The 12,487-nt window shown below is 68.9% G+C and carries 13 protein-coding genes; 4 read left to right on the forward strand and 9 right to left on the reverse strand.

Features of this window, described 5'->3' with window-relative positions:
• Positions 1-65 precede the first annotated feature (65 nt).
• A complete protein-coding gene (locus ACE3T5_RS00660; protein ID WP_374663357.1) occupies positions 66-2,132 on the reverse strand; it encodes a sodium-translocating pyrophosphatase in 2,067 nt (688 codons plus the stop codon).
• Between the two features lie 224 nt (positions 2,133-2,356).
• Here ACE3T5_RS00660 and ppa point away from each other — a divergent pair, with 224 nt between their 5' ends.
• The gene (ppa, locus tag ACE3T5_RS00665; protein WP_374663359.1) at positions 2,357-2,893 is read left to right on the forward strand and encodes an inorganic diphosphatase; all 537 of its coding nucleotides are present in this window, start codon (positions 2,357-2,359) and stop codon (positions 2,891-2,893) included.
• Between the two features lie 15 nt (positions 2,894-2,908).
• On the opposite strand, the gene ACE3T5_RS00670 is transcribed toward ppa, so the two are convergent.
• The gene (locus tag ACE3T5_RS00670) at positions 2,909-3,697 is read right to left on the reverse strand and encodes an esterase/lipase family protein (protein WP_374663361.1); all 789 of its coding nucleotides are present in this window, start codon (positions 3,695-3,697) and stop codon (positions 2,909-2,911) included.
• Between the two features lie 175 nt (positions 3,698-3,872).
• Positions 3,873-5,120 carry a GNAT family N-acetyltransferase gene (locus ACE3T5_RS00675; protein WP_374663363.1) on the reverse strand — a complete coding sequence of 416 codons (1,248 nt, stop codon included), beginning with the start codon at positions 5,118-5,120 and terminating at the stop codon, positions 3,873-3,875.
• Here ACE3T5_RS00675 and ACE3T5_RS00680 point away from each other — a divergent pair.
• Positions 5,119-6,783, forward strand: coding sequence for an NAD+ synthase (locus ACE3T5_RS00680; RefSeq protein ID WP_374663365.1), 1,665 nt, complete (start codon positions 5,119-5,121; stop codon positions 6,781-6,783). The two genes, ACE3T5_RS00675 and ACE3T5_RS00680, sit on opposite strands and share 2 nt — an antisense overlap.
• Before the next feature lie 27 nt (positions 6,784-6,810).
• Positions 6,811-7,149 (forward strand): P-II family nitrogen regulator, encoded by a 339-nt coding sequence (locus tag ACE3T5_RS00685; RefSeq protein ID WP_374663367.1) that lies wholly within the window; start codon positions 6,811-6,813, stop codon positions 7,147-7,149.
• On the opposite strand, the gene ACE3T5_RS00690 is transcribed toward ACE3T5_RS00685, so the two are convergent.
• The 6 genes from ACE3T5_RS00690 to ACE3T5_RS00715 are packed head-to-tail and all read right to left on the reverse strand — an operon-like array spanning position 7,150 to position 10,362.
• A complete protein-coding gene (locus ACE3T5_RS00690; RefSeq protein WP_374663369.1) occupies positions 7,150-7,740 on the reverse strand; it encodes a TIGR00730 family Rossman fold protein in 591 nt (196 codons plus the stop codon).
• Positions 7,737-8,144 carry a diacylglycerol kinase gene (locus ACE3T5_RS00695; protein ID WP_374663371.1) on the reverse strand — a complete coding sequence of 136 codons (408 nt, stop codon included), beginning with the start codon at positions 8,142-8,144 and terminating at the stop codon, positions 7,737-7,739. The genes ACE3T5_RS00690 and ACE3T5_RS00695 overlap by 4 nt, the downstream gene beginning before the upstream one ends.
• Positions 8,145-8,174: 30 nt before the next feature.
• The gene (locus ACE3T5_RS00700; protein ID WP_374663373.1) at positions 8,175-8,675 is read right to left on the reverse strand and encodes an RDD family protein; all 501 of its coding nucleotides are present in this window, start codon (positions 8,673-8,675) and stop codon (positions 8,175-8,177) included.
• The gene (locus tag ACE3T5_RS00705) at positions 8,672-9,370 is read right to left on the reverse strand and encodes a DUF3106 domain-containing protein (RefSeq protein ID WP_374663375.1); all 699 of its coding nucleotides are present in this window, start codon (positions 9,368-9,370) and stop codon (positions 8,672-8,674) included. Before ACE3T5_RS00705 ends, ACE3T5_RS00700 begins: the two co-directional genes overlap by 4 nt.
• Before the next feature lie 18 nt (positions 9,371-9,388).
• Positions 9,389-9,799, reverse strand: coding sequence for a DUF3619 family protein (locus ACE3T5_RS00710; RefSeq protein ID WP_374663377.1), 411 nt, complete (start codon positions 9,797-9,799; stop codon positions 9,389-9,391).
• On the reverse strand, positions 9,796-10,362 hold the full coding sequence (locus ACE3T5_RS00715) for an RNA polymerase sigma factor (protein WP_374663379.1): 567 nt from the start codon (positions 10,360-10,362) through the stop codon (positions 9,796-9,798). Before ACE3T5_RS00715 ends, ACE3T5_RS00710 begins: the two co-directional genes overlap by 4 nt.
• A 264-nt stretch (positions 10,363-10,626) precedes the next feature.
• Here ACE3T5_RS00715 and ACE3T5_RS00720 point away from each other — a divergent pair, with 264 nt between their 5' ends.
• The gene (locus ACE3T5_RS00720; protein WP_374663381.1) at positions 10,627-12,420 is read left to right on the forward strand and encodes an acetolactate synthase 3 catalytic subunit; all 1,794 of its coding nucleotides are present in this window, start codon (positions 10,627-10,629) and stop codon (positions 12,418-12,420) included.
• The last annotated feature ends 67 nt before the right edge of the window (positions 12,421-12,487 follow it).

Here is a 12,487-nt window from a genome sequence, read left to right on the forward strand (position 1 = left end):
AAGCCCCTGCCGGCTGCGCACGAAAAAGCCCGCCGAAGCGGGCTGGGATCAGGCGTGCGGGCCGATCAGCTGTGGAACTTCACCACCAGCGGCACGATGAGCAGGGCCACGATGTTGATGATCTTGATCAGCGGGTTCACGGCGGGGCCGGCGGTGTCCTTGTAGGGGTCGCCCACGGTGTCGCCGGTCACGGCTGCCTTGTGCGCCTCGGAGCCCTTGCCGCCGTGGTTGCCGTCCTCGATGTACTTCTTGGCGTTGTCCCAGGCGCCGCCGCCCGTGCACATGGAGATTGCGACGAAGAGGCCGGTGACGATGGTGCCCATCAGCAGGCCGCCCAGCGCCTTGGGGCCGAGCGCGAGGCCGACGATGATCGGCACCACCACGGGCAGCAGCGACGGGATCATCATTTCCTTGATGGCGGCCTTGGTCAGCATGTCGACGGCCACGCCGTACTCGGGCTTGGCCGTGCCTTCCATGATGCCCTTGATGGTGCTGAACTGGCGACGCACCTCGATCACCACCGAGCCGGCGGCGCGGCCCACGGCCTCCATCGCCATGGCGCCGAACAGGTAGGGGATCAGGCCGCCGATGAACAGGCCGACGATCACCATCGGGTCGCTCAGGTCGAAGCTGATCTTCTGGCCGTAGGTCTCCAGCTTGTGGGTGTAGTCGGCGAACAGCACCAGCGCGGCCAGGCCGGCGGAGCCGATGGCGTAGCCCTTGGTCACGGCCTTGGTGGTGTTGCCCACGGCGTCCAGCGGGTCGGTGATGTCACGCACGGAGGAGGGCAGCTCCGACATCTCGGCGATGCCGCCGGCGTTGTCGGTGATGGGGCCGTAGGCGTCCAGCGCGACCACGATGCCGGCCATGCTGAGCATGGAGGTGGCCGCCACCGCAATGCCGTAAAGGCCGGCCAGGGCGTACGCCACGATGATGGCGGCGCAGACGAACAGCACGGGCCAGGCGGTGGAACGCATGGAGACACCGAGGCCGGCGATGATGTTGGTGCCGTGGCCGGTGGTGGAGGCCTGCGCGATGTGGCGCACGGGCGAGTACTGCGTGCCGGTGTAGAACTCCGTGATCCACACCAGCGCGCCGGTGAGGATGAGGCCCACCGCGCAGGCGCCGAACAGGCGGATCTGCGAGCCGGTGGCGCTGATCGAGTTGTCCGGCATGATCCAGACGGTGACGCCGTAGAAGGCGATCAGCGACAGCACGCCGGCGATGGCCAGGCCCTTGTACAGGGCGGGCATCACGTTCTTCATGCCCGGCGAGGCCTTCACGAAGAAGCAGCCGATGATGGAGGCGACGATGGACACGCCGCCCAGGGCCAGCGGGTACAGCACCGCCTGCACCGAGGCGCCGGCCACCAGCAGGGCGCCGAGCACCATGGTGGCAATCAGCGTCACGGCATAGGTCTCGAACAGGTCGGCCGCCATGCCGGCGCAATCCCCCACGTTGTCGCCCACGTTGTCGGCGATCACGGCGGGGTTGCGGGGGTCATCCTCGGGGATGCCGGCTTCCACCTTGCCCACCAGGTCGGCGCCGACGTCGGCGCCCTTGGTGAAGATGCCGCCGCCCAGGCGCGCGAAGATGGAGATGAGCGAGGAGCCGAAGGCGAAGCCGATCAGCGGATTGAGCAGCTTGGCCAGGCTCTTGTCGGGGGTGAGGTTGCCGTTGCCCACCAGGAACCAGTAGAAGGCGGTCACGCCCAGCAGGCCCAGGCCCACGACCAGCATGCCGGTGATGGCGCCGCCGCGGAAGGCGACGTCGAGCGCCGGGCCGATGCCCTTGGTGGCCGCCTGCGCGGTACGCACGTTGGCGCGCACCGAGACGTTCATGCCGATGAAGCCGCAGGCGCCGGAGAGCACGGCGCCGATGACGAAGCCCACGGCCGTCTGGCCGTCGAGGAAGGCGCCGATCAGCACTGCGAGCACCACGCCGACGATGGCGATGGTCTTGTACTGTCGTGCGAGATAGGCTGCCGCGCCGGCCTGGATGGCCGCCGCGATTTCCTGCATGCGTGCATTGCCCGCGTCCTGCGAGAGGATCCAGCTGCGGGCCCAGAAGCCATAAGCCACGGCCGCGAAGCCGCAGACGAGCGCCAGGATCAGCGCCGAGTTGCCAGTCATCGAAATTTCTCCTGTAGGTCGCTTGAGTCGTCGAGGGGCGCCACGCTAGCGGCACCCCGCTGCGTTGCTTCCTCGTCGCTCCGGGCTCGGAGACGATTGGCCAACGCAGGGACTATAAGGGCAAAGACGTGACGGATTCACGTCAGCGGCAGGAAAGTGCGGGGTGCGAAACTAGAATTCAGGGTTTCCCCCGATTTGCCCGTTTCATCCCTTACAACGAAACCATGTCCCTCGATCAAGTCACCCCCGGCAAGCATGTTCCCGACTCGTTCAACGTGATCATCGAGATCCCCATGAATGCGGATCCCGTGAAGTACGAGGTGGACAAGGAGACCGGGGCCATCTTCGTGGACCGCTTCATGTCGACGTCGATGCACTACCCGACGAACTACGGCTACGTGCCCAAGACCATCAGCGGCGATGGCGACCCGGTGGACGTGCTGGTGATCACGCCGGTACCGCTGATCCCCGGCGTCGTCGTGCCTTGCCGGCCCATCGGCATCCTGAAGATGCAGGACGAAGCCGGCGATGACGCCAAGGTGCTGGCGGTCCCCATCGACAAGGTGCTGTCGATCTACACCCAGTGGCAGAAGCCCGAGGACCTGAACCCGCTGCGCCTGAAGACCATTGCGCACTTCTTCGAGCACTACAAGGACCTGGAGCCCGGCAAGTGGGTCAAGGTGCTGGGCTGGGAAGGCCCTGAGGCCGCCCGGCAGGAAGTGCTGGAAGGCATCGCCAACTACAAGAAGGCGCACGGCTGACGCCGTGGCGGGCCTTCAGGCCCGGTGCGGGTCGGGGTAGATCAGGCCCTTGAGGCCCAGCAGGCCGAAGCGGTCGAAGGGGCGCCAGCCGCCCTCCGGCTGCGCCAGGCGGTCAGCGACCGCGAACCAGGCACTCGGGTTGAGCCCGATGCCGAAATGGCTGGCCACCACCTCGATGTTCTCGATCTCGGGGTGGTCGTGCCGCTGGATGCTGCCCTGCCACGCCACCACGCCGTCCGAGCGCGAGTAGACGCTGGTCGTCGGCACCGGCGGCGCCTGCGGCAGATCGAACTGCGCATGTTCGCGGTCGATGTCGCGCCCGCTCGTCAGCTCATACAGCCGCCAGGCGTTGGTCGACTTGGGGTGGCCCGAGAACGGCGTGCCCAGCGTGATCACGCAGCGCACGCACTCCGGCAGCTCCTTGGCCAGCTCGCGCGCATACACACCGCCGAGGCTCCAGCCCACGAGGCTGACCTTGCGGCCGGTTGCCTCGCAGGCCTGTCGCACGTCGCGCTTGGCGCGTTCCAGCACACCGGCCCGCGGGCCGAAGTTGAAGCCCTGGTTCCAGCCCTCGGTGTCGTGGCCCATGGAGGCCAGGTAGCGCCGCAGGGGCAGGGTGGAGGCATCGCTGGCCGAGAGACCGGGGAACACCAGCACGGTGTGGCCGTCGCCGCGTGGGGCCCGCTGCAGGGCGGGCCATGCCGGCAGCACGGCGCCGAACTCCCACGGGGCACGGAATTCGAGGGCGAGCAGGGCCAGGCTGGGGGGGGCGTGGGGGGCGGTGGAGGGCGTGCGAAGGGCCATGGGCGGGGAGAACTGCAGTCCTGCCTGGGTTGGGATCTCCCACGCTAGCACCTTTGGCGCGCCCCGCGCCCCGCGTTTGCCCGTGTTTAGGGGGGCGGCCCGAATTGCGCGTCACCTTGGCGACGCGAAAGCGGGTTCAGGCGGGTCGATCCCGCTGCCGGCCGACGTGCGCGCCTCAATCCGGCCTGCGCAGCGGGCTGCGGGCGGCCAGGTGCTGCAGGTAGCCCTGCACGCCGTCGCCCTCGCGGTCCAGGAAGCGCTCCACGGCCTGCGCGAAGCCCGGGTGGGCCAGCCAGTGCGCGCTGCTCGTTCGCACCGGCAGCAGCGCACGGGCCATCTTGTGCTCGCCTTGCGCGCCGCCCTCGAAGCGCCGGATGCCCTCGGCCAGGCACCAGGCGATGGGTTGGTAGTAGCAGGCCTCGAAGTGCAGGCAGTCCACGCGCTCCAGCGCGCCCCAGTAGCGGCCGTAGGCCACCTCGCCATCCACGGCGATCAGGCTGCTGGCGATGGGCTGGCCGTTTCGCTCGGCGATGAAGAGCACCCAGGCCTCAGCCTGCGTGCGCGCCATGCGGTCGAAGAAGTCCGGCTGCAGGTAGGGCAGGTTGCCGTGTTCGAGGTAGGTGCGTTCGTAGCAGCGGTAGAAGAAGGCCCAGTCCGCTGGCGTGATGGCCGCGCCGCGCGCGTGGCGGAAGGTCACGCCGGCCTCGGCCACCTTGCGGCGCTCCTGCCGGATCTTCTTGCGCTTGTCCTGCGTCAGCGTGGCCAGGAAGCCCTCGAAAGCTTCAGCGCGGCCGGTTTCCCCGCCGGGCCGCCCCAAGGGGAAACCAGCCCCCTCGGGGGGCAGCGCTGCCCCTTCAGGGGCGAGCGTGGGGGCCGCATTCTGCCAATGGAACTGGATGGTGTGGCGCTGCAGCAGCTCTGACTGGACGCACGCGGCGATGTCGTCCTCATTGCCGAACAGCAGGTGGAAGGACGACAGGCGCTGCTGGCGGCACCATTGCAGCACCGCCTGCAGGAGTGCCGCGCGTTCAGCCGGGCCGCGGGCCAGCAGGCGCGGGCCGGGGACCGGCGTGAACGGCACGGCGCACAGGGCCTTGGGGTAGTAGCGCAGGCCGGCGCGCGCATGGGCCTCGGCCCAGGCCCAGTCGAACACGTACTCGCCGAACGAATGGGTCTTCAGGTACAGGGGGCAGGCGGCCACGAGGGCATCGCCTGACCACAGCGTGAGGTAGCGCGAGGCCCAGCCCGTGTCCGCGCAGGCGCTGCCACTGGCATGCAGGGCATCCAGGTAGGCGTGTCGCACGAAGGGCGTGGGCTCGGCGCAGCCGTCCACCAGCGCGTCCCAGTCGCGCGCGGGCGGCATGGCGCCCTCGGGATACACCCGGATGACATAATCCTCGGCCTTGTCTGGCACGGCTTCCATGGCTCTCACAATCTGCACGGCGCAACTGAACGTCACGGTGGGTGACATGGCGGGCAACGCACGCCGCATCATCGACGCGGCGCGTGCCGCCTACGAGCAGGGCGCGCGTCTGGTGCTCACGCCGGAGCTCTCCATCTGCGGCTACCCGGCCGAAGACCTGCTGCTGCGGCCCGCGTTCATCGCCGCCTGTGATGATGCCGTACGCGAGGTGGCCCGCGAGCTGGCGGGGTTGAAGGGCCTGCATGTGGTGGTGGGCCACCCGACGGGGGATGCCCTGCGGGACCGCTCGGTGCAGGTGCAGCGGCGCTACAACGCGGCCAGCGTCCTGGGCGAAGGCCGCATCCTGGAGACCTACGCCAAGCGTGAGCTGCCCAACTACCAGGTGTTCGACGAGTACCGCTACTTCACCCGGGGGCAGGGCACCTGCGTGTTCCAGGTCGAAGGCGTCAACGTCGGCCTGCTGATCTGCGAGGACGCCTGGTTCGAGGAGCCGGCCCATCTGGCGCGCGCGTCCGGGGCCCAGCTGCTGGCGGTGCTCAACGCTTCGCCCTTCCACACCGGCAAGAGCAATGAGCGCGTGGCCCGCATGGCGGACCGCGCACGCGCCGCCGGCCTGCCGCTGGTGTACGCGCACCTGGTCGGCGGGCAGGACGAGGTGGTCTTCGACGGCGCGTCGTTCGCCGTGCAGGCCGATGGCACGCTCGCCGCGCGCGCGCCGGGCTTCCGTGAAGACCTGTTCATGGTGCAGGCCGAGCCCACGCCGGATGGCGTCCGCCTCGCGGGCCGCGTGGACGCCGCACCCGACACCGACGCCGAGCTGTGGCACGCGCTGGTGCTGGGCGTGCGCGACTACATCGGCAAGAACGGCTTTCCCGGCGTGCTGCTGGGTCTGTCGGGGGGCATCGATTCCGCCCTGGTGCTCGCGATCGCGGTCGATGCGCTGGGCGCGGACAGAGTCCGCGCGGTGATGATGCCCTCGCCCTACACGGCCGACATCTCCTGGATCGACGCCGCCGAGATGGCGCGGCGCATGGGCGTGCGCTACGACGAGATCTCCATCGCGCCCATGTTCGAGTCGTTCAAGACCGCGCTGGCGGCGGAGTTCGCCGGCCGCCCCGAGGACACGACGGAAGAGAACATCCAGGCCCGCATCCGCGGCGTGCTGCTGATGGCGCTGTCCAACAAGTTCGGCAGCATCGTGCTGACCACCGGCAACAAGAGCGAGATGGCCACCGGCTACTGCACGCTGTACGGTGACATGGCCGGCGGCTTCGCGGTCATCAAGGACCTGCTGAAGACCACGGTGTTCCGCCTGGCGCGCTGGCGCAACGCGAACGATCCGTATGGCACCGGCGCCGACCCGATCCCGGAGCGCATCATCACGCGGCCGCCCAGCGCCGAACTGCGGCCCAACCAGGTGGACCAGGACAGCCTGCCGCCCTACGAGGTGCTGGACGACATCCTCTCGCGCTACATGGAGTGGGACCAGAGCATCGAGGAGATCGTCGCCGCCGGCTTCGACCGCCCGACCGTGGAGCGCGTGGCGCGGCTGATCCGCATCAACGAGTACAAGCGTCGCCAGGCGCCAGTGGGGATTCGGGTCACCCACCGCAGCTTCGGCAAGGATTGGCGCTATCCTATTACCGGCAAGTTCCGAGCCTGACCGTCCCCGCATCCCCCTGGAGAACCCATGAAGCAGATCACCGCCATCGTCAAGCCTTTCAAGCTGGAGGAGGTGCGCGAGGGCCTGGCCGAATGCGGCGTGACCGGCCTCACGGTGACCGAAGTCAAGGGCTTCGGCCGCCAGAAGGGCCACACCGAGCTCTATCGCGGCGCCGAGTACGTGGTCGACTTCCTGCCCAAGGTCAAGGTCGAGGTGGTGGTGAAGGACGAAGACGTGGATCGCTGCGTCGACGCCATCGTCAAGGCCGCGCGCACCGGGAAGATCGGTGACGGCAAGATCTTCGTCACCACGGTCGAGCGCGTGGTGCGCATCCGCACCGGCGAAGAGGACGAGACGGCCGTCTGATCAGAACTGGCTCACGTCCACGCCGCGCGGCCGCGTGCCGGCGGCCTGCACCAGGGCCTGCAGCAGCGGGGCGGGCGCCTCGCCCACCGTGATCAGGTCCATCTGCCAGTCGCTCATGAAGCCGTTGGCAACGCTTTCCCGCAGGAAGCCGAGCAGGCGCGTGTAATACCCGCCGCTATCCAGCAGGCCGACCGGCTTGGCGTGGTAGTCGAGCTGGCGCCATGTCCAGGCTTCGAAGAATTCCTCCAGCGTGCCGATGCCACCCGGCAGCGCCAGGAAGGCGTCCGCGTGCTGCGCCATCAGGCTCTTGCGCTGATGCATGTTGTCGACCACGTGCAGCTCGGTGCAGTCGGTCTTGGCCCATTCGCGCTCCACCAGGGCGCGCGGGATCACGCCCACCACGCGCGCGCCGGCGGCCAGGGCGGCATCGGCCAGCACGCCCATGAGGCCGTTGTTGCCACCGCCGTAGACGAGCTGGCCGCCGTGCGCGCCGATCCACTGGCCCACCTCGGCGGCCGTGCGGGCGAACGACGGATCGGCGCCGGGGCGGGAGCCGCAGTAGACGCAGATGGAGAACGTCGGCTGGGTCATGCTTGAAACCTCTGCAGGAGCGCGGCGATCCAGATGCCGGCCGCCAGGAGCAGGGCCAGCAGCACGGCGGCGCTGCCCATGTCCTTGGCGCGTTTGGACAGCGCATGCCACTCGGGGCCGATGCGGTCGATGGCGGTCTCCACGCCTGTATTGAGCAGTTCCACGATCATCACCAGCATCACCGAGCCGGCCAGCAAGGCCGTCTCGACCCAGCTGCGGCCCAGCCAGAACGCCGCCGGGATCAGCACCACGGCCGCGCAGGCCTCCTGCCGGAAGGCGGATTCGCCCCAGCCGGCGCGCAGGCCTTGCAGCGAATAGCCGGTGGCGTGCCAGATGCGGCTGAGACCGGTGCGGCGCTTCTGCGGATTGACCTCGGCGGCCAGGGCCTCATCGGGAGCGGACATGCACGCATTCTCGCCGAGTTGGGTGACGGATCAGCGTGGCGGCGGTGCGTCCACCAGGCGGGTGCCAGCCCAGACGTCGTGCCAGAACTGCCGCTCGCGCTGCAGCCGGCTGGACAAGGCCCACACGGCCACCCAGCCCAGGAAGAGGGCGGTCAGCTGCCAGCCGGTGAAGGGGCGTGCCTGCAGGGCGGCCAGGGGCGGCACCACCCAGATCCAGCAGTACAGGTAGCGCAGCAGGGCGCGGCCCTGCGTCACGGCCCGGCCATGGCGGTCCACCACGCGGATGCGCCAGGTGCGCATGGCGAGCGTCTGGCCCTTGGACCAGCACCACACGCAGTAGACGCCGCACACGACGAACAGGAAGCCCTGCAGCAGTTCGTGCCGCGGGTCCATGGCGTGGCGCATCTGGCCGGCAATGCTGAACACGAGGCCGGCGCTGAACAGCACGCCGAACAGCAGCATGCCCTCATACAGCCAGCAGGCCATTCGCCGCGCGAGCGACGGCGCGGTGAGATCCACGGGGCTGCTCAAGGCTGGACCATGAGCGCCCCGGGCGGGGGCAGCAGGGTGTGGTGGTCGACCTCGGCGGCGCCGGCGATGCGCGGCGTACGGGCATCCGGCCGCTGCGGCGCGGGGGTGCGGGTCAGCTTCTGCGGCGGCACGGGCTGCACGGCGGCTGCCGTGGTGGGGGCAGGCGGCTTCGCCTTCTGGGCCCCGGCCGCGAGGCGCCGCTTTTCCTCGGCCGAGAGGGCCTGGTACGCCTCCCACTTGGCCTTGCGGTCATCGGCGGGCACCTTCTGCGTCTCGGCGAAGTTCAGCCGGGCCTGGGTGCGCTGCTGCGGCGAAAGGGCCGCCCACTCGGCCATGCGGCTGTGCAGGCGCGCCTTCTCGGGCGGCGGCAGGGTGGCGTAGTTCTGCGACAGGGCGATCCACTTGCGCTTGTGCCCTTCGGACAGCGTCGACCAGGTGACCTGCAGCGGCGCCAGGGCCTGCTTCTGGGCGGCGCCCAGCTCGTTCCAGGTGGGGGAGGCCTCGGCACGCGGGGTGGCGGGCGTGGCGGGCCTGGCGCGGCCGTTGGCCTGCGCCACGGTGGTGGGGCTCGTGTGAAGGCCGGGGCCGGCCTGCGCCTGCATCACAGCCGCCGCAGCCGCGCCGCCCGCGAACACGAGCGCCCCCACGGCGACCAGCCAGGGTGCACTCAGGCGATTCGGGCGGGTGGCCGGCATGGAGGCGTCGGGAAAGGGTCAGTCCGGGTGGGACTGCAGGAACTGGATGAAGCCCGGGTCGGTGTAGGCGGCCGGCGGGAGGTCATCGGTCAGGAGGGCGGCGTCGACTTCGGCCAGTTCGCTGGCGCGGCGGTCGGCCTGGAAGCCGTGCAGCGTGACCAGGCCCGCCACCAGGGCGATGAGCGGCAGGACGGACGCGATGCGCGTCCACAGGCCGCCTTCTTCCGGCAGGGCGAGCGAGCCCGCGCCGCCGCGGCTCACCACGATGGGGGAGGGGGCCACCTTGCGGCTGGCCACCGCCCGCACGCGCGCGGCGCGCAGCCGCTCGCTCACCTCGTAGGGCAGATCGGCCTCGGCCGCCGACAGGCGCGCGGCGACACGGCGGCCGAACTGGTCGGCCGCGTGCTGCTGTGCTGAGATGGTCGTCATGGATGGATCCCTTTTGCCTTCAGAGCCTTGCTGAGGGCCTGAAGTGCCCGTGAACAATGCGTTTTCACGCTGCCCACCGAGCAACCCATGGCCGCTGCCGTCTCGGCGACGTCCATGTCCTCCCAATAACGCATCAGGAACGCCTCCCGTTGACGCGCTGGGAGCTCCAGGATCTCCGCTTCGATGTCACGCAAGATCTGCGCCCGGCGCACGGTGTCTTCCGAGCTCTCCGTGGCCTGGGACTCGTCTGCGGCGTCGTAAGTTTCCAGCAGATCGAAATCCCCGTCTTCGCCTGCGGCTTCGAAGTCCCCCAGATTGGAGAACAAAGCATTACGCGTCTTCTGCCGGCGGAACCAGTCGAGCGTGCTGTTCGACAGGATGCGCTGGAACAGCATGGGCAGCTCTTCGGCCGGCTTGTCGCCATAGTGCTCGGCCAGCTTGAGCATGCTGTCCTGCACGATGTCGAGCGCGGCTTCGTCGTCGCGCACGTGGTAGACCGTGCGCTTGAAAGCCCGCCGCTCGACGCTTCGCAGGAAGTCGGAGAGTTCGCGTTCGGTGGCCAAGGCGTCCGGGCTGGTGGGCAGGGGCCGGGTCTGCAGCGTGGGAAGCGCAGGCGGCGCGGCATTATGGCACCGGTGCGACGCACGGCTGGGCAGGGGCTTGCTGCGGTGCGATAATGCGCCCGCAAGTCAAAAGGCAAACGAGCCCGGGTCCGGCGGCGCAATCGGCCTGCCCATGGCACGAGGTTCTAAGTCCCGACGCAGCTTCACGAGAGCGTGTGAAGGGGCACCCCAAGGTTCTGTTTCAGGAAACCCGAAAGGTTGATCATGGAAATCTCGAAGGCGGAAGTGTCCGCCGCCGCTGCCTCCGGCAGCTATGCCACCGCCACCGGTGGTGCCACGCAAGAACTCCGCGGCGCTGAAATCCTCGTCAAGGCCCTGCAGGCCGAAGGCGTGAAGTACGTCTGGGGCTACCCGGGCGGCGCGGTACTGCACATCTACGACGCGTTCTACAAGCAGGACACCATCCAGCACGTGCTGGTGCGGCATGAGCAGGCCGCGGTCCATGCGGCTGACGGCTACGCGCGCGCCACCGGCGACGTCGGCGTGGCCCTGGTCACCTCGGGCCCCGGTGTCACCAACGCGGTGACCGGCATCGCCACCGCCTACATGGACAGCATCCCGATGGTGATCGTCACCGGCCAGGTGCCGACGGCGGCCATCGGCCTCGACGCCTTCCAGGAGTGCGACACGGTCGGCATCACGCGCCCCATCGTCAAGCACAACTTCCTGGTGAAGGACGTGCGCGACGTCGCCGAGGTCATGAAGAAGGCCTTCCACATCGCCCGCAGCGGCCGCCCCGGCCCGGTGGTGGTGGACATCCCGAAGGACGTGTCGTTCAACAAGACCCCCTACGCCGGCTACCCGGACAAGGTGGAGATGCGCTCCTACAACCCGGTGCGCAAGGGCCATGGCGGCCAGGTTCGCAAGGCGGTGCAACTGCTGATGGCGGCCAAGCGGCCCTACATCTACACCGGCGGCGGCGTGATCCTGGGCAATGCCACCGACGAGCTGCGCACCCTGGCCAACCTGCTGGGCTACCCCGTCACCAACACGCTCATGGGCCTGGGCGCCATGAGCGGCACCGATCCCAAGTTCCTGGGCATGCTGGGCATGCACGGCACGATCGAAGCCAACAACGCGATGCAGAACTGCGACGTGCTGCTGGCCGTGGGCGCGCGCTTCGACGACCGCGTGATCGGCAACCCCAAGCACTTCGCGCAGAGCGAGCGCAAGATCATCCACATCGACATCGACCCCTCGTCGATCTCCAAGCGGGTGAAGGTCGACATCCCCATCGTGGGCGACGTGAAGGAGGTCCTGGCCGACCTGATCGCCAACATCCGCGAGGCGGGCGTGCGGCCCGATCCGGCGGCGCTGGGCGCCTGGTGGGAGCAGATCGACGGCTGGCGCAAACGCGACTGCCTGAAGTACGACCGCGGCAACAAGGAAGTGATCAAGCCGCAGCACGTGATCGAGACGCTCTGGAACCTGACCAAGGACGTCGACACCTACATCACCTCCGACGTCGGCCAGCACCAGATGTGGGCGGCGCAGTTCTACAAGTTCAACGAGCCGCGCCGCTGGATCAACTCCGGCGGGCTGGGCACGATGGGCGTGGGCATCCCGTATGCCATGGGCATCAAGCTGGCCAAGCCCGACAGCGAGGTGTACTGCATCACGGGCGAGGGCTCGGTGCAGATGTGCATCCAGGAGCTGTCCACCTGCCTGCAATACAACACGCCGATCAAGGTGATCAGCCTGAACAACCGCTACCTGGGCATGGTGCGCCAGTGGCAGGAACTCGACTACGAGGGCCGCTACAGCCACAGCTACATGGACGCGCTGCCGAACTTCGTGAAGCTGGCCGAGGCCTACGGCCACGTGGGCATGCTCATCGAGCGCCCGCAGGACGTGGAGCCCGCCCTGCGCGAGGCCCGCAAGCTGAAGGACCGCACGGTCTTCATGGACTTCCGCACCGACCCGACGGAAAACGTCTGGCCGATGGTGAAGGCGGGCAAGGGCATCACCGAGATGCTGCTGGGCAGCGAAGACCTCTAAACCTCAAAGGACGGCCGGGCTATCGCGTGTCGAGCCTGCTGCTTACCGGCAGCGGGGGAGGGCACCG

Source organism: Ramlibacter sp., from assembly GCF_041916345.1.
In the GTDB taxonomy this organism is placed as follows: Bacteria; Pseudomonadota; Gammaproteobacteria; order Burkholderiales; family Burkholderiaceae_C; genus Ramlibacter.

Excerpts from the sequence above, each read along its gene's own strand:
- ACE3T5_RS00710 (WP_374663377.1), bottom strand. The coding sequence starts at position 9,799 with ATGACGACCATCTCAGCACAGCAGCACGCGGCCGACCAGTTCGGCCGC.
- ACE3T5_RS00675 (WP_374663363.1), bottom strand. The coding sequence starts at position 5,120 with ATGGAAGCCGTGCCAGACAAGGCCGAGGATTATGTCATCCGGGTGTAT.
- ACE3T5_RS00660 (WP_374663357.1), bottom strand. The coding sequence starts at position 2,132 with ATGACTGGCAACTCGGCGCTGATCCTGGCGCTCGTCTGCGGCTTCGCG.
- ACE3T5_RS00690 (WP_374663369.1), bottom strand. The coding sequence starts at position 7,740 with ATGACCCAGCCGACGTTCTCCATCTGCGTCTACTGCGGCTCCCGCCCC.
- ACE3T5_RS00670 (WP_374663361.1), bottom strand. The coding sequence starts at position 3,697 with ATGGCCCTTCGCACGCCCTCCACCGCCCCCCACGCCCCCCCCAGCCTG.
- ACE3T5_RS00685 (WP_374663367.1), top strand. The coding sequence starts at position 6,811 with ATGAAGCAGATCACCGCCATCGTCAAGCCTTTCAAGCTGGAGGAGGTG.
- ACE3T5_RS00705 (WP_374663375.1), bottom strand. The coding sequence starts at position 9,370 with ATGCCGGCCACCCGCCCGAATCGCCTGAGTGCACCCTGGCTGGTCGCC.
- ACE3T5_RS00720 (WP_374663381.1), top strand. The coding sequence starts at position 10,627 with ATGGAAATCTCGAAGGCGGAAGTGTCCGCCGCCGCTGCCTCCGGCAGC.
- ppa (WP_374663359.1), top strand. The coding sequence starts at position 2,357 with ATGTCCCTCGATCAAGTCACCCCCGGCAAGCATGTTCCCGACTCGTTC.
- ACE3T5_RS00680 (WP_374663365.1), top strand. The coding sequence starts at position 5,119 with ATGGCTCTCACAATCTGCACGGCGCAACTGAACGTCACGGTGGGTGAC.
- ACE3T5_RS00695 (WP_374663371.1), bottom strand. The coding sequence starts at position 8,144 with ATGTCCGCTCCCGATGAGGCCCTGGCCGCCGAGGTCAATCCGCAGAAG.